12 protein-coding genes and 1 pseudogene are annotated in these 15,030 nt (G+C 64.2%); 4 read left to right on the top strand and 9 right to left on the bottom strand.

The window, feature by feature from the left end:
- Positions 1-3 precede the first annotated feature (3 nt).
- From ACK4MH_RS02995 to ACK4MH_RS02980, 4 genes are all read right to left on the bottom strand, one after another.
- The gene (locus ACK4MH_RS02995; RefSeq protein ID WP_409714551.1) at positions 4-1,167 is read right to left on the bottom strand and encodes an SIS domain-containing protein; all 1,164 of its coding nucleotides are present in this window, start codon (positions 1,165-1,167) and stop codon (positions 4-6) included.
- A complete protein-coding gene (locus ACK4MH_RS02990; protein WP_409714548.1) occupies positions 1,160-2,458 on the bottom strand; it encodes a D-tagatose-bisphosphate aldolase, class II, non-catalytic subunit in 1,299 nt (432 codons plus the stop codon). The genes ACK4MH_RS02995 and ACK4MH_RS02990 overlap by 8 nt, the downstream gene beginning before the upstream one ends.
- A 136-nt stretch (positions 2,459-2,594) precedes the next feature.
- Positions 2,595-3,503: an EamA family transporter gene (locus ACK4MH_RS02985; RefSeq protein ID WP_409714545.1), complete on the bottom strand. Its 909-nt coding sequence runs from the start codon at positions 3,501-3,503 to the stop codon at positions 2,595-2,597.
- Entirely contained in the window at positions 3,500-5,584 is a 2,085-nt protein-coding gene (locus ACK4MH_RS02980) for a glycoside hydrolase family 36 protein (RefSeq protein WP_409714542.1), read from the bottom strand. The genes ACK4MH_RS02985 and ACK4MH_RS02980 overlap by 4 nt, the downstream gene beginning before the upstream one ends.
- A gap of 135 nt (positions 5,585-5,719) precedes the next feature.
- On the opposite strand from ACK4MH_RS02980, the gene ACK4MH_RS02975 reads away from it, so the two are divergent.
- Entirely contained in the window at positions 5,720-6,826 is a 1,107-nt protein-coding gene (locus ACK4MH_RS02975) for an amidohydrolase family protein (protein WP_409714539.1), read from the top strand.
- Between the two features lie 11 nt (positions 6,827-6,837).
- On the top strand, positions 6,838-8,745 hold the full coding sequence (locus tag ACK4MH_RS02970; protein ID WP_409714536.1) for an NPCBM/NEW2 domain-containing protein: 1,908 nt from the start codon (positions 6,838-6,840) through the stop codon (positions 8,743-8,745).
- Positions 8,746-8,790: 45 nt separating this feature from the next.
- Here ACK4MH_RS02970 and agaR read toward each other — a convergent pair whose 3' ends face one another.
- Positions 8,791-9,585: a transcriptional repressor AgaR gene (gene agaR / locus ACK4MH_RS02965; protein ID WP_409714533.1), complete on the bottom strand. Its 795-nt coding sequence runs from the start codon at positions 9,583-9,585 to the stop codon at positions 8,791-8,793.
- Between the two features lie 226 nt (positions 9,586-9,811).
- Between agaR and ACK4MH_RS02960 the strand changes: the two are divergent.
- Positions 9,812-10,504: pseudogene (locus ACK4MH_RS02960) on the top strand (IS6 family transposase).
- A 285-nt stretch (positions 10,505-10,789) separates the two neighbouring features.
- Here the strand turns inward: ACK4MH_RS02960 and ACK4MH_RS02955 are convergent.
- The 4 genes from ACK4MH_RS02955 to ACK4MH_RS02940 form a co-directional block, all read right to left on the bottom strand.
- Entirely contained in the window at positions 10,790-11,536 is a 747-nt protein-coding gene (locus ACK4MH_RS02955; RefSeq protein WP_409714530.1) for a DUF6683 family protein, read from the bottom strand.
- Between the two features lie 89 nt (positions 11,537-11,625).
- On the bottom strand, positions 11,626-12,303 hold the full coding sequence (locus tag ACK4MH_RS02950; RefSeq protein ID WP_409714527.1) for a hypothetical protein: 678 nt from the start codon (positions 12,301-12,303) through the stop codon (positions 11,626-11,628).
- A gap of 84 nt (positions 12,304-12,387) precedes the next feature.
- Positions 12,388-12,774 carry a FliO/MopB family protein gene (locus tag ACK4MH_RS02945; protein WP_409714524.1) on the bottom strand — a complete coding sequence of 129 codons (387 nt, stop codon included), beginning with the start codon at positions 12,772-12,774 and terminating at the stop codon, positions 12,388-12,390.
- Positions 12,771-14,000: a flagellar biosynthesis protein FlhB gene (locus tag ACK4MH_RS02940; protein WP_409714522.1), complete on the bottom strand. Its 1,230-nt coding sequence runs from the start codon at positions 13,998-14,000 to the stop codon at positions 12,771-12,773. The genes ACK4MH_RS02945 and ACK4MH_RS02940 overlap by 4 nt, the downstream gene beginning before the upstream one ends.
- Positions 14,001-14,402: 402 nt before the next feature.
- On the opposite strand from ACK4MH_RS02940, the gene ACK4MH_RS02935 reads away from it, so the two are divergent.
- Complete coding sequence (locus tag ACK4MH_RS02935; protein ID WP_409714519.1) at positions 14,403-14,981, top strand: lytic transglycosylase domain-containing protein; 579 nt, start codon at positions 14,403-14,405, stop codon at positions 14,979-14,981.
- Positions 14,982-15,030 lie beyond the last annotated feature (49 nt).

The raw sequence follows: 15,030 nt of genomic DNA, 5'->3' as shown, positions 1-15,030 counted from the left end.
GCATCAGCTCAACTCGTGAATCCGCACGCCTTGCACAACCCGATTCACAGTGCCTGACGTGTTGGGCTTGTCGGGATTCAAACCCAGCTGCAGGGACTCGAAGAAGGCCAGCATCTGGGGCGCCACGATATAGGGGAACAGCAGGTCCGCATCGTCCGAGGCCGTCAGGCCCTGTACGCTGATCTGGTCCTGCTCGGACAATCCCACACCCTCCTGGGCCGTTATGGCGATGACGCGGGCGGCGTCGTTGTCGCGGCGCAGCTCGTCCAAAAGGTCCATGTCGTAGCTGCGAGTGTAGGCGTCATTCGAGAAGAAGACGACGATCAGCGTACGATCGTTCACGATCGTCTTGGGGCCATGCCGGAATCCCAGCGGTGAATCGAACATCGTCACCAGCGCGCCGTTGGTGAGCTCCAGCAGCTTCAGCCCCGATTCCCTGGCCAGACCCTTGAAGATGTGACTGCCCAGATAGACGACGCGCTGATAGCCCTCCGCTGCGGCGGACTGCATCACCGAGGTATAGTTCGCGATCACCGCCTGGGTGGCGCGCGCGATGGCCTCGACCCGTGCGTCCATGACGGCCAGGCCGCTGAACACCGCCAGGGCGGCGTACATCATGCACGAGAAGCTCGATGTCATGGCGAAGCTGCGGTCGTGCGTGGCCTCGGGCAGTTGCACGGTCAGGCCACGCGGCCCCTGACCATAGGCGGCCAAGGCGCCTTCTGCGTTGCAGGTGATCACCAGATGGCTCAGGGTCTTCACCAGACGGTCCGCGAGCTCAATCGCCGCTACGCTTTCCGGGCTGTTGCCGGAGCGGCCGAACGACACGAGCAGGGTCGGCGTCTCGGCCTCGAAATAGAGGTGGGGGGCGCAGACCAGGTCCGTCGTCGCGATGGCCTCGACCCGCCTGCCCAGACGCGCCGACAGCACCGGCGCCAAGCATTCGCCGGCGAAGGCCGAAGTCCCCGCGCCCGTGAGTATGATGCGAAGTCCAGGCAGGGCCAAAAGCGGATCCAGAAACGCCTCGATCTCGGCGCGGCGGGCCATCAACAGCTTCTGGGTTTCGCGCAACATCGCCGGCTGCTGCGCAATCTCGCGCGCAGTCCACAGCCCCCCCAGCCGCTCCAGTTCGGACTCTTCGAGCCCCAATTGGGTGACGTCAGACATAAGCGAACTCCGGCTCGGGGGTGCAGGCGGTCCGATAGGCTTCCAGGGTCGCGCCGATATGGGCGATCACCAGATTGGTCGGATTTGAGGGCAGCGCGGCCTCGCGCAGGGCGGCGTTGGCCGCCGGCAGATATTGGCTGATCAGAGCCATCGGCGGCGGATTGGCCGTCAGATTGGCGAACATCTGATCCTGGGCGGCCACGATGGACGGGTCCGGCCAGTAATAGCGTATCCGGTCGGACAGGCTGTACTGCAGATCGAACTCCAGGTCCGCTCCGTTGGAATGGTAGTATTTGGCCCAGTTGCGCGGATCGGCCTTCATTCGCTCGATGGCGACATGGCGGAACCGCGACGCGCGCTCCTCGCCGATCCACTCGCGTTCGATGGCGTCCAGCGCCCACAGCGCTTCACGCAGGGCGAAGGTCACGCCCGGCCCGACCTTGAGGATGGCGAAATGATCTTCGACCAGGGCCTTGAGCGCTCCGGCGGTCTGGTAATCGGTCGAATGCGCCTCGAAGACGATGTGCGACTGCCCGTGCAGCGCAGCGCTCAGATCGACCGCCTTGGCGCGCTCGTAGTCGATGACCTTGTGATGATCGAACTCGACACCCGGCTGGACGACCACGCCGATGACCCGCGACCAGGCCTCGGCCAGGCCCTCGGCCGCGAAGATGATGCGGTGCGCCTCGATCGTCGCCAGCGCCGCTTCGGGCGTGGTCACTTCCAACTCGGGCAGGTCTTCGGCGGCCCCGCCCGGCACAGGCACCTCTGTGCCGATGACGTAGACGCAGGCCTCGCCGCCGACGCGCGCCTGCGTCGCTTCGGCGATCTTGATCAACCGCGCGGCGCGGCGAGCGATCGTGTCTTCCGGCAGGGGCGTCGGATCGTCGGCGCACGACATGGAGCAGTCCGCATGGATCTTGCGGAAACCGGCGGCCACATACTGCTCGATCAACACTTCCGCCTTCGCCATCGCCTCTTCGGCAGGCAGGCCGGTCCACGGATTGGGCCCCAGGTGATCGCCGCCCAGAAGCACGCGATCGATCGGCAGACCGGCGTCGCGCGCGATGGCGTGGACGAAGTCGCGGAACTTGTCCGGCGTCATGCCGGTGTAGCCGCCGTCCTGATTGACCTGGTTGCAGGTCGCCTCGATCAGCAGCACGTCCAGCCCGGTATCGAGCGCGTGAACGCACGCGGCTTTGATGACCAGCGGATGCGCCGAGCATACGGAATAGATGCCACAAGCCTGCCCGGACTTGTGCCGGGCGACGAGGTCGCGCATCGCCTTCATAGGAAATCCTTTCGGTGACAGGTTTCCACTCTACTGAAGTCCACCTGAAACGCAACCAAAGCAATGAAACCGAAACTTCACGGCGCGTTTCATACATCAGCAGACGAAACTTGGACTTTCCAACGCTGAAGCCGAACTAGGCGGCGGTCGCCAGAAGCGCCGCCGCGATGAAGGCCAACGCCAGACCGACCATCTTCAATTCGCCCGGCATCACGCCGACGATCAGCAGCGAAATCACGGCGGTGACCAGCGGTCCGCCGGCGTTGGTGAGCGGAGAGACCACGATCGCCTTGCCGTGCCGGAAGGCGTAAACGAGGAACAGGGCGCCCACGGCGTTCAGCATCTGGATCACCGCCGCCAGCCACGGCCCGTCCCAGCCCCAGTTGATGGGCTTTGAGAAGTCCGTCATCGCCAAAGCCGCCGGGGTCAGCAGCAAACCGCTGAGCATCATGTAGAAGAAGATGCTCTCGGCGCTCATGTGGTTGTTGGCCAGCTTCATGAAGTAGGCCTGCACGCCCCAGCAGGCCATGATGATCAAGGCCAGCGGAAACCACGTCGACCCTTGCGTGAACGAGAAGCCCTGCGGCGAGAAGTCGAGCAGGGGCAGGGCGACCAGCGCCAGGGCCACACCCAGCGCCCCCAGCCGCGAGGTGCGCTCCTTCAGCAGCAGTAACGACAGCAGGATGGTGATCAGCGGCGACAGGGAGATGATCGGGAAGATCAGATAGGCCGGACCCGTCGTCACCGCATAGAACAGGATCATCTGCCCACCAGCGCCGGTCAGGCCGATCAGCAGACCGAAGAGGATCGACTTGGGATCGCGATCCAGCTTCCACTTCTCGCGCTGCATGACGACCACCGCCGGCAAGATCATGGTGACTGCCCAGACGCAATAGACCAGCGTTTCGGGGAAGCCGCGCTGGGCGGAGATGCCCGCAAACGCGCCCCATACCCCCCACAGACCGACCGTCAGAAAGGCGAACAGCAGCCAGCGACGCGAAGTGACGGCGGGCGTGATGGGAGAGGTCGCAGGAGTGTCGGTCACGCGCGTGCGCCTTGCATGGGAACGGCCTCGATCAGCAGGAACCGCTGGAATCGGGCGGGAATACGCGCGGCCTCCGCCGTCACCGTACCCAGGTCCGCACCGTTGAAATAATCGGTCAGGCGATAGGCGCCCTCACCCAGGCCGCGCAGCTCGACCTGTCCGTCCCATTCCGGCGCGTAGAAGGCATAGTACAGCCGGCCATCCTTCTCGACGGCGTGGGCTTCCGGCTTGTCGAAGCCGATGTCGTACAGCTCGCCCAAGTACTTCCCCTTGGGCAGCATCTTGGCGTTGTAGATATCCGCCCACTTGCGCCACACCGCCTCGCGTTCGGCGGTCAGTCGGAAGTTCGCGTCCTTGCCCCGGCCCTCGTTCGGCCAGGTGAACTTGGTCGAGATGACCGCCCCGATGCCGACGGACGACGCGAAGTCGTCGCCGCCGTCGCTCAGTTCGACATGGTCTCCGGCATAGGCGGCGTCGCGGCCCATCAGCGCCTTGAGCGACTTGCCCTTCAGGCGCACCTGCCAGGACGACAACGGATCCGACGATGGGACCTGGTTGGTGTAGGGCAGATTGTGGAAGGCGTAAGACGTGCCGCAGGGGCAGAACTCGACGACGGCTTCAGGATTGGCTTCGCGCGCCGTGTCGTAGACCATCTTCCAGAAGTCCTGGAGCTTTTCGACCGACTCCTCCGGGCGCGCATGGTTGTGGGCCGGGTTGTGACAGGGGGCGACCCCGTTCATGTGCTGACCGTCCAGCTTCAGCCCTTCATAGCCCCACTCGCCGATGATCTTGCGGATCAGCGCCTGGGTGTAGTCCCGCGTCGGCTGGTAGGCGGGGCACAGGTAGAAGGCGTTCCACCAGGTCACGTCCTGCACCGCGCCGTTCTCGTCGAGCAGCAGCATGTCGGTGTGGTCGTGCAGCAGGTCCGACCCCGGATCGACCGCCAGGGGCGCGAGCCACAGCCGGGGCTTCAGACCGGCCGCGCGGATGTTGCGCGCAAAGGCGATCATGTCCGCCTCAGTGCGGAACTTGCGAGGGTCCAGCGCCCAGTCGCCCTCGTTGGTCTGCCAGCCATCGTCCAGCACGGCCCATTTGAAGCCCAGATCCTTGACCTTGGCGTAGGTGCCTTCGATTTCGGCGACGGTGAAGTTCCGATCGTAGCCCCAGGCGCACCAGATCGCCTCATACGATCCTTCCGGCGCCTTGGGCGCCGCCAGGCCGCGGTCCGCCATCACCCGACGATAGGCGTCGAGCGTCGCGTAATAGTCGCGCCGGTGAACGGTGACGAAGGCGTCGAGCGAGCTCATGGCGTCCCCGGGGCTCAACGTCACGGCCCGCGCCTCTTCCAGAGCCACGGACGCACCCACCGCCGAAGCGATGATCGGCAGCGAGATCAGCTTCGGCGTCAGCTCGATATGGCCGACGGCGATGCCAGCGTCCGGCCGCCAGACGTCGGCCACCGGCGTGCCCGACCCGTAGTCGGAGGCGTTCATGCCCATGAAGTTGGCCTGCTCGAAGCCATCCTTCACCGGCTGGACCCAGTCGCGGCGATCGGCGTGCGTCGAGCCGGACCAGGACCAGAAGCCCGCGCCGGACGACTTCAGCGTATGCGCCCCCACGCGGCAGCTCTTGATCGCCAGCGGTTCGCCGCGCGTGTGGCGCCAGGCGACCTTCACCAGCGGAAAACCGGGATAGCGGTCGTAGAAGCTCAGACTGACGGTCTTTTCCAGCCCCTCGGCGGAAACACCGCGCAACACGTGGCGCACGCCCTGGCCATGAGCGTCGCTGATCGCGGCCTGGCTCCGATCGACGAAGGCGAAGCTGTCGATGATCCGGTCGTCTTGCAGCGTCACCGTCTCTGAAGCGGCGAAATCGGTCAGTGCGACCGGCTGTCCGGCAAGCCCGGAGATCAGCCGACTGTTCAGGGCCGAATCGAACTCGACCGTCAGAACGTCGTCCCCGACGCGCGCCACCGCCGGCCCCGCCCAGGCGCGCCCCGCGCCCGTCGCACCTGTCGCCAGGACCGTCCCCCCCAGCAGGGCGAGCAGACCACGGCGGTGAAGAAGAGGTTTCGTCATCATCGTCGCACCCTCTTTTGACGATCATCCTGGAAATAGCCTTGCATAGCCCCCTTTCCAAAGGCAAACAAAAAGATGCACAACGAAACATCTGAACATGTTTCATTGTCTGCTGATTTCGGTTGGATGGAGACCATCATGAGGTTCAACACGCGCTGGGCGCTCGCTGTGACCGCTCCGCTCCTCGCCTGCGCGGCGCTGTCCGCCTGCACCACCCTTGCTGAGGGCGAAACCTACGCCGCAGCGGATTTCGCTGGTGTGCGCAAGATCGACGCCCATGTGCACGTCAATGTCGCCGACGACGCCTTCCTCGACCAGGCGACGGCCGACAATTTCGAAATCCTGTCGATCAATGTCGACTATCCGGCCTTCCCCTCCATCAGCGACCAGGCGGAGGTGGCGCACCACTATGCCGAGGCGAACCCCGAGCGTTTCCATTACGCCACGACCTTCTCGATGCAGGGGTTCGGCCAGCCTGGATGGGCGGACCGCACCAATGCGCTGATCGATGCCGAAGTCCGCCGCGGCGCGCTAGCCGTGAAGGTGTGGAAGAACATCGGCATGGTCGAACGTGACGCCGAGGGAACCCTGATCTTCATCGACGACGCGGGCTTCGATCCCGTCTTCAGCCGCCTAGCCGACACGGGCGTTCCACTCATCGCGCATCAGGGCGAACCCTATAACTGCTGGCTGCCGCTCGACCAGATGACGACCCGGAACGACCGGCTCTACTTCTCGGCCCATCCCGAGTACCACATGTATCTCCACCCGGAGATGCCGAGCTATCAGGATCTGATGGCCCGACGCGATGCGATGGTCGCGCGCAATCCGAACCTTCACGTCGTCGGCGCACACATGGCCAGCCTGGAATGGAACGTCGACGAGGCGGCGAAATTCCTCGACGCCCATCCGAACGCCGTCATCGAACTGGCCGCCCGCATGGCCCAGATTCAACACCAGTCCGTCCGCGACCACCGCAAGGTTCGGGACTTCTTCGTCAAGTATCAGGACCGCATTCTCTACGGCACCGATCTGACCCTGAATCCCGGAGAGGACGCGCAGGTCTTCAGGCAGTCGGCCCATCAGGTGTGGTCGTCGGACTGGACCTATCTGGCCACCGCAGACACCCAGCGCGTCGATGACATCGACGCCGATGCGAAGGGGTTGGCCCTGCCCCGGTCGGTGATCGACAAAATCTATTACGCCAATGCACGGCGCGAGTTCTTCTCGCGTCCCAGCCGCTGATCGGAGATCCCATGACCGTCCGCACCCTCCTGTCGTCCGTCGCCGTCTGCGGCCTTCTCGGCCTGGCTTGGCCGGCGATCGCTCAAACCGATCCCTTGGCGGCCCGTGGCGCATGGTCGATCCCCGAGCGGTCGCAGGCGCGAACGCCGCCCATGGGATGGAACTCGTGGAACGCCTTTCGCACCGAGGTGGACGAAGCCAAGGTCCTGGGCGCAGCCAAGGCCATGGTCGACAGCGGCCTGTCCGACCTTGGCTATAACTACGTCAATATCGACGACGGCTGGTGGCTCAAGCGACGGCAGTCGGACGGACGTCTGGAGATTCGCACGGCGATTTTCCCGTCCGCGCGGATCGAGGGCCAGGATTCCAGCTTCCGGCCCTTCACCGACACTCTGCACGCCATGGGCCTGAAGGCCGGCATCTACACCGACATCGGCCGCAACGCCTGCTCTCAGGCGTATGACCTGCATTCACCGAACCTGCCGGAAGGCACGACCGCGGAACGCGAAGTCGGTCTCCATGGCCATGTCGATCAGGACATCGGGCTCTACTTCGCTGAATGGGGCTTCGACTACATCAAGGTCGATGCGTGCGGCATCAATGTCTATGGGCCAGACAACCCGCTGGTGCGCGAGCACGCCTACACCCCCGTGCCGCCTCTGATCGATCAGGTCTCGATCAACCGCACCGACGTGCCTGCCGTTCAGGCCCTCTACGGCGAAGTCGCCCAGTCGCTGCACAAACACAATCCGGACGGCGACTATATTCTGGCGATCTGCAACTGGGGTTCGGCCGACGTCCGATCCTGGGGCAAGAACGTCGGCCACATGTGGCGGACCAGCGGCGACATCACCCCGACCTGGACGCGGATGCTGCATAACTTCGACAGCGCCTCGACCCGCGCCCTCTACGCCAAGCCCGGCGCCTGGAACGATCCTGACATCCTCTTCGTCGGGCACGGAGACTTCGACCAGAACCATCTGACCGAGGCCCGGTCCCACTTCGCCCTGTGGGCCATGATCAATGCCCCGCTGCTGATCAGCTATGACCTGCGCCAGGCGCCGCAAAGCCTGATGGACATCTGGGGCAATGCCGACATCGTGCGGCTGAACCAGGATCCGGCCGGCCATCAGGGGGTCATCGCCTATGCGTCGGACGACGTGCAGATCATCGTCAAGACGCTGTCGAATGGAAAGAAGGCCGTGGCCCTCTTCAACCGCGGCTTCGCCGAGACCGAGGTGACCCTGACGGCCGCCCATCTGAAGTTCGCAGGCGATGCGCCGGTCCAGCTTCAGAACCTTTGGGACAAGTCCGCCTCGACCTTCACCGGAGAGGCCGAATTCATGCTGGCGCCGCGCCAGACCCTGGTGTTCGAGGCGGCAGGCGTCCGGCAGCTGGCCGACGGCGTCTATCTGTCCGAAGTTCCGGGCGACGTGAATGTGGCGGTCGATGGCGTGATCGCGCCGGAACCGGACCCCGTCGTGCACCGGATGCGCAATGTGTGGGGTGAGACGCGTGGTTCGGGCGAGCGCCCGACCTATTCCGGCTGGGGCGGCGCCCAGGCCGACGCCACACCCTACGACCAGGGCCTGAAGGTCGCGGGCCAGGCCTTCGATACGGGGCTCGGCGTGCTGACTAACTCACGCCTGGAAGTGCGAAACGCGGGCTACACACGCTTCCAGGCCAGCGTCGGTGTGGACGATTCCACCCGCAACACGCGCGATCCGGTACGCTTCGCCGTCTATGGCGATGGCAGGCTGCTGGCCGAGAGCGCGCCCATGCGCCTTGGGGCGGCGCCCAGCACCCTCGCCGCCGACATAAGCGGCGTTCGCATCGTGGAGATGGTTGCGCGATCGCAAGACATGACCAGCGACCTGCCGCTCGTGGTCACCTGGGGCGACGCGGCCCTGCGCCGCTGACGGGGTCGGGCCGCGTCGCCCTTTCAGGCGGCGTCGCCCCCCCCTTCAGGCTTTGTGAAGCTGAAACCCCAGCCGCTCGGCCGCTTCATCGATATAGGCCGGCGCGCCCGTGTCCGTGACCAGGGCGTTCAGGTCGTTCAAGCCGATGATGCGGTGAAGGCATATCTTGCCGAACTTGGACGCGTCGGTGACCGCAATGACTTCGCGGGCCGTCTCGACCATCCGACGGTTCAGTTGGGCCTCGGGTTCGTGGTGGGTGGTGATGCCCCGTTCGGTATCGAGCCCATCGACCCCGAGGAACAGCTTGTCCAGCAACAGGTCGTCTAGCGCGGCCACGGTCTGCGCCCCATAAAAGGCCATGTTGCGCCGCCGCAGTTCCCCCCCAAGCATGACGATCTTTATCTTTCGCTTCTGCGCAAGCACGCTCAGAATATCGAAGTCGTTGGTGACGACGGTCAGATCTTCGTCGTCGGGCAGGAAGCGCGCAACCTGAAGTGTCGTCGTGCCTGAGTCCAGCATGATGGAATCGCCCGGCTTGACCATGCCTGCCGCCATCCTGCCGACGCGCTCCTTAGCCTCGGTGTGGCTGACCCGCTTGGTCTCGATGGCCGGCTCGACCGGGGCGTTGACCACCTCGGTGCTGATCGCCCCGCCATAGGCGCGCGTCGCGACTCCGCGTTCCTCCAGGTATTGCAGATCCTTGCGGATGGTCTGCATGGACACGTGAAACATCTCGGACAGGGCCGCAACCTGAACGCTGCCGCGTGTTCGAACCATGGTCGTGATTTCACGACGACGCTCCGAGGTGTCGCGCGACATCACGCGAGAACCATCCGCCATGCAACTATGTCTCCCTACGCCACCGCGCGGCGCCGATCGCTACGGGTCATGCATATCCGGTTTTCACTTTGCCTACAAAACGAAAGCTGGGACGAGACGACATTCATCGCGTCCAGATGATCCTTCCCTATCGGAGGACCGGCCGCCCAGGTCCCCTGAGCGGTGGTGCTGTCAGTCTAACGCTAATTTGTCTCCACTTCAGAGCCGCCTAACGGCCTGATCGGAGATCGCATTTCGTGAAGCCACTTTATTTAAGGGCCATCGCTTTCCAGCGGCGGTGATCCGTCAAGCCGTGTGCTTCTACTTTCGCTTCAACCTCAGCCTTCGCTACGTTGAAGAGTTAATGGCCGCGCGCGGAATCGATGTGAGCTACGAGACGATCCGCTGCTGGACGATCAAGTTCGGACCTCAGATTGCACGGCGGCCGAAGAAGCTTCGCTTCTCCCCTTCTTCCCGTTGGCATCTCGACAAGGTCGTTTACTCGATAAGGTGGGAAGCGCATGTTTTTCTGCGCGCGGTGGATGATGACGGCGAAGTGCTAGACGTCGTCGTTCAGCGAGGGCGGGATGCCAATGCGGCCTTCAAGCTTGCTCCGGCGTCTGCTGCGAAACCAGCCTGCCGAGCCAGAGAAGATCGTGACTGATAGCCTCGGGTCCTACCAGGCGGCGCTGGGCGAACTTGGCCTGCGGCACCTACATTCGCTTGACCGACTGCGAGAAAACAATCCAGCAGAAACTCTCACCTTCCGATTCGCCGACGAGAGCGACAGCAACAGCAGCTATTCAAATCCCAGGTGTCAGACCAGCGCTTTCTCACCACCCACGCAGCGATCTACAATACCTTTTACGCCCAACGACATCTCATCCGCCGTATGAACCTCCGTCGCTTTCGCGGGGGGCTGGTGAGGCTTAGGCAGTAGCTACCGCTTGAGATTGAGTGGCCTAACCAATCTGTAGCCCGCCGACTTAAGCTGACAACGCTCCTTCACGGCTGTCCGCTTGGGCCAGTTGCGACCCAATGCGATTGCCCTGAAAGGACTCCATTTTCAGTCACGTTTCCTAGAGGTAAGCGCCCGGAAAAACAGGAAGGTCAGAATGGCGACGAGGCCCAGAGCAACCACCGCATAGTGGTAGAGGGGGACGCCTGCCACACTGTCCTCCGTGATCTTTGAAGGATTGGCCGCCGGGCTTTCGCCCTGACCCTTTCAGGCTGGCGTCAGGCCGGCATTGGTCAGTCGCAATTGACGAAGATCGACGCCCATTTCGTTTCTGAACCGAGTGACGGCCGCATCGCCCAAACGACGCGCCATGGCGTCATCGCCGCGCTGCATGGCGTCCACATAGGCCGCATGCTGCACGAGGAAGTTCAACATCAGCACCTCGGCCATCTCCTGACGACCGGCGTCGTCGAGCCTCGCGACCGGTCCGCCTGCGATCGAACGACGAACCTGATCCCGAACCGCCAGGGTCTGGGTGCGGTTGTTATCGCCCTGATTGGCGATGACCCAGTTCATCACCCAATAGGCGGCCATGGCGTCCGCCACATCGCCGGCTCGCAGGCCATCGGACCGGACGATGCCGGACCAACTGCCGATGGGATCTCCGTTCGTGAGCACGGATCGCACGCGCTGCTCCGCCTCGCGACCCGAATTTCTGCCGACGAATTCCGCGAACTGAGACCTGACCCGCGTGGAGACGGCAGGCGAGGCGCGATAGGTCGTGCGGACCACGCCCCCCGACGGAGCCGCAAGAGCGCGAGGTGCGGCCCCTCTGGCAGACGAAGCCGAGCCATCGCCTGAGGACATCATGCTGTCCCGCATGGCCGCGTGCATCTGGTTCATGGCGTCGGATGTCGCGAACCCCTGGAACGCATAGTCCTGAGCCACGGTCGGTCCGGCCCCCAGAAGCGCGACTGCCGCGACTGCGCCGAGAATGTCCGTTCTGATGCTCATGGTCCTCGCTCCATTCAACCGGTTTTCACTAAAACTAAGACGGCGGGCGAAGGTTTCGCCCGCCGTCCGATGTCGTCTGTCCGTCAGGCCTAGCCTTGCTTTCTCGCCAGGGTAGAAGCGGATTCGCCAATCGACTTGAGGGCGTTGTTCAGGGCCTGGGAGACGAAGTCCAGTTCCTTGCCCACCGCCGTCATTTCTGCGGACAGGCTGCCCATCTGGGGCTTCTTCTTCTGACTTTCGGCGTCGATCTTCTCGCCGATCTCGGCCATGCGCTCCATCTTGGCGTCCAGGACGCTGCCCAGGGCCAGCGCCAGACGCAGCATGAAGCTCTTGCCGTTGGCGCCGCCGCCGACGGTGTTGCCGTCCTCGTCGCGGCCGCCGGTGCGGGCCTTCTCCAGGGTCTTGTCGACCAGATCCTGAACGATGTCGTTCATCTGACGATCGATCTCGCCCGCTTCAAAGGCGCCGCCGCCGGTGGCCGCCGCCAGGCCTGCGGCCGATTCACCGATGCTCTGGAAGGCGCCGCCCGTGTTGCCCGAGCTGGCAGCGAAGGCGCTTTGGGCCAGGTCGATGACCGACTGCGGCAGGCCCAGTTGCTGACCGACCATCTGGATGACTTGCTGGCCGATTGAGGAAATGGCCTGGGTCAGGGCCGCCTGGATGAGGGCCGAGGCGCCTCCTGTCACGGTGGCCAGAGCCGTCTGAGCCACCGTGCTGACCAGGGTGCTGAAGAGGTTGCCGCCGCCGCCGATACCGAGGAATGACATCTGAAATCTCCGAGTTTGGGTTTCCGGTCCGCCGGGCAGGCGCATCGCCCGGAAACCCGACGTCGTCACAAAACCACCCCTCCCCTATCGCCGGTAGTCAGGCCGTTCCCCAGCTAGGGATTTCCCTAGCAGCGCCTTCAGACGCTTAGGCATGGCGGCCGTCTGGGCCTGGGCGGCCTCGACGCGGGCGGCGTCCTCGGCGATTTCCTCGGGCGTACGCGTTCGGCGATCCAGCACGGTGACGCCGCCCGCCGTGACGCCCAGCAGCAGCACCTCGTCGCGCCAGATCACCACCGTCGCGCGCTCGCGTGGTCCCAGCGGCAGGGCGCGAACGAAGCGGATTTCGTCCCCGCTCGGGGTTCCGGTCTGGACCTTCTTGAGGAAGCGGATCGAGAAGAAGGCCAGCCCCAGCACCAGGGCCATGGCGACCAGGACCGTGAACAGGTCCATCAGCATTCCAAGCGGGTTCATCGGGTCTCCGGCGACGGTGAACGGGGCGTCACCATGCCGTCCTCGGGCATGGCGGGAAAGAGCGGACCGGAATTGCCGGACCGATCCGGTGCGGTTTCGTGCGCGACGGCGGGCTGCTCGTCAGAGTCGCCGGCCATCTCGACCGGCTGCAACCGCTCGCCCCGCGCCGCGTCGTCGCGCAGGCGTCGCGCCATCAGGATGATTTCGGCGACGGCGGCGAACATGTCCTCGGGCACCACGGCTTCGACCGGCACCTGTTCGTGCAGCGCCCGCGCCAGGGGCACGTTGCGGATGATGGGTACGCCCTCGCGCTCGGCCATGTCGCGCATAGCGCCGGCGATCATGCCGTCTCCCTTGCCCGCCACCACCGGCACCACATGCTCGGTCGGATCATAGGCCAGGGCCACGGCGATATGGGTCGGGTTGACCACCAGGGCGGCCGCGCCCCGCACCGAGCCGACGGCGTTCGACTGCGCCCATTCCTGCGCCAGTTCGCGACGGCGGGCCTTCACAGTCGGATCCCCTTCCATGTCCTTCGCCTCCTGACGGATGTCGCGATGGCTCATCCGCATCTTCTTCATGAAGCTGAAGCGCTGGTACGAGGAATCCAGGATCGAGATGAAGACGAACACCACCAGGGTCCAGCCCAGCAAGTGGAAAGCCGTCGATCCGAAGGCGCCCAGAACCTCGCCCGGCTGGGCGCCCGGCAGGCGCAGGATGCGGTCGATCTGGCCGAACAACAGCAGGGCCGTCAGCCCCAGCAGCAGCACGGTCTTGATCAGCGACTTGCCGACTTCGAACAGATTGTCGGTGTTGAACATCCGCTTGAGCCCCTCGCCGGGGTTCATGTGGTCCATCTTGGGCGTCATCTTCTCGAACGTCAGGACCGGCCCGACCTGCAGGAACTCCACGACCGAGGCGAACAGGGCGACCGGCAGCATCAGGACCGCCATGATCAGCACCAGCCGCCGCGCCGCCGACCAGGCGATCTGCTCGTAGGCGTCGCCGAAAGGCTGGTCCATGACGCGGAACACCTCGTCGAACAGGCCGGCGAAATGATCGAACACCGTGCCGGACAACAGCAGGCCGACCAACAGCCAGGCGAAAAGGACGGCGGTCGAACCGACGTCCTTGCTCTTGGCGACGTCACCCTTCCTGCGTGCATCCTGCAGGCGTTTGGGTGTCGGACGTTCTGTCTTGTCCCCGCCGTCGTTCTTCTCGGCCATGAGGATCGAATCTCCCGGATGCGACGGAAACGACGCGAAATTTCGTCACTGAAGGGCGCCAGAGCAACCCGCTTACGGCAACGCTTAAAAGCCGATCAGGACACTGATTAATACGCACAATTAGACATGACGATGTTAACCGAGTTGCAAAAAATCAATCTTTGCCACTTCGTTGACAACATTCATGGTCACCCATATCAACGTAACGCAACACCGTTGTTTCGAGAAGCGGAGGTCAAACGAGCTATGAAAAAGCTATGCTTGACCATTGGCATATCGATGCTTCTAGTTGCGCATCCTTATCAGGATGCGGAGGCGCAGGACTGTAACAGCAGCAGGTCGAATCTGGTCGCTTCGGCCGATTCTGTCAGTCGGTTCGCCCTAGCGCTGGGAAACTGGCCGGTGTGCGCAAGCACGCCCTCGGCCTCGCAGCAGTTGCTGACCTATGAGAACCAGACGCCCGTAGATGCGATCGGTTCCGCCGGTCTGGCGTTTTCTCCACAAGCTCCCGTTGCACGTTCCCGCTCCGGTCGGACGCGGACAGCGCCCGCGCAATATCAGACCAGCCAGTATCGGGACGTCATCGTCGCGGCCGCCCGGCGTCACGACATCGATCCCGATCTGTTGCAGGCGATCATGAGCGTGGAATCCGCGTCGAACGCGCGCGCCACCTCGCCCGTCGGCGCACGCGGCCTGATGCAGGTCATGCCCGCGACCGGCGCCCGTTTCGGCGTCGCCGACCCCGCCGGCCTTTATGAGCCGGAGACCAATGTTCACGCCGCCTCGGCCTATCTGAAGACACTTCAGGGGCTGTTCGGCAACAATCTGACGCTCGTGCTGGCGGCCTACAACGCCGGCGAGGGCGCGGTTCAGAAATACGGCCGTCGGGTCCCGCCTTACCGCGAGACCCAGGCCTACGTCCGCAATGTGCTGGCCCGCTACGACCAGCTTCTCCAGGCGCGCCGCGCCTCCACCCGATAGGCCCGATCCCCTCACCGGCCTGATCCGCCGGCAGCCAAGAAGGCGCGTT

This window comes from Brevundimonas sp., assembly GCF_046295075.1.
In the GTDB taxonomy this organism is placed as follows: domain Bacteria; phylum Pseudomonadota; class Alphaproteobacteria; order Caulobacterales; family Caulobacteraceae; genus Brevundimonas.
The sequence above is the reverse complement of the archived record's forward strand: the minus strand, read 5'-3'. Positions and strand labels throughout refer to the sequence as shown.

Excerpts from the sequence above, each read along its gene's own strand:
- ACK4MH_RS02995 (WP_409714551.1), bottom strand. The coding sequence starts at position 1,167 with ATGTCTGACGTCACCCAATTGGGGCTCGAAGAGTCCGAACTGGAGCGG.
- ACK4MH_RS02990 (WP_409714548.1), bottom strand. The coding sequence starts at position 2,458 with ATGAAGGCGATGCGCGACCTCGTCGCCCGGCACAAGTCCGGGCAGGCT.
- ACK4MH_RS02980 (WP_409714542.1), bottom strand. The coding sequence starts at position 5,584 with ATGATGACGAAACCTCTTCTTCACCGCCGTGGTCTGCTCGCCCTGCTG.
- ACK4MH_RS02975 (WP_409714539.1), top strand. The coding sequence starts at position 5,720 with ATGAGGTTCAACACGCGCTGGGCGCTCGCTGTGACCGCTCCGCTCCTC.
- ACK4MH_RS02970 (WP_409714536.1), top strand. The coding sequence starts at position 6,838 with ATGACCGTCCGCACCCTCCTGTCGTCCGTCGCCGTCTGCGGCCTTCTC.
- agaR (WP_409714533.1), bottom strand. The coding sequence starts at position 9,585 with ATGGCGGATGGTTCTCGCGTGATGTCGCGCGACACCTCGGAGCGTCGT.
- ACK4MH_RS02955 (WP_409714530.1), bottom strand. The coding sequence starts at position 11,536 with ATGAGCATCAGAACGGACATTCTCGGCGCAGTCGCGGCAGTCGCGCTT.
- ACK4MH_RS02950 (WP_409714527.1), bottom strand. The coding sequence starts at position 12,303 with ATGTCATTCCTCGGTATCGGCGGCGGCGGCAACCTCTTCAGCACCCTG.
- ACK4MH_RS02945 (WP_409714524.1), bottom strand. The coding sequence starts at position 12,774 with ATGAACCCGCTTGGAATGCTGATGGACCTGTTCACGGTCCTGGTCGCC.
- ACK4MH_RS02940 (WP_409714522.1), bottom strand. The coding sequence starts at position 14,000 with ATGGCCGAGAAGAACGACGGCGGGGACAAGACAGAACGTCCGACACCC.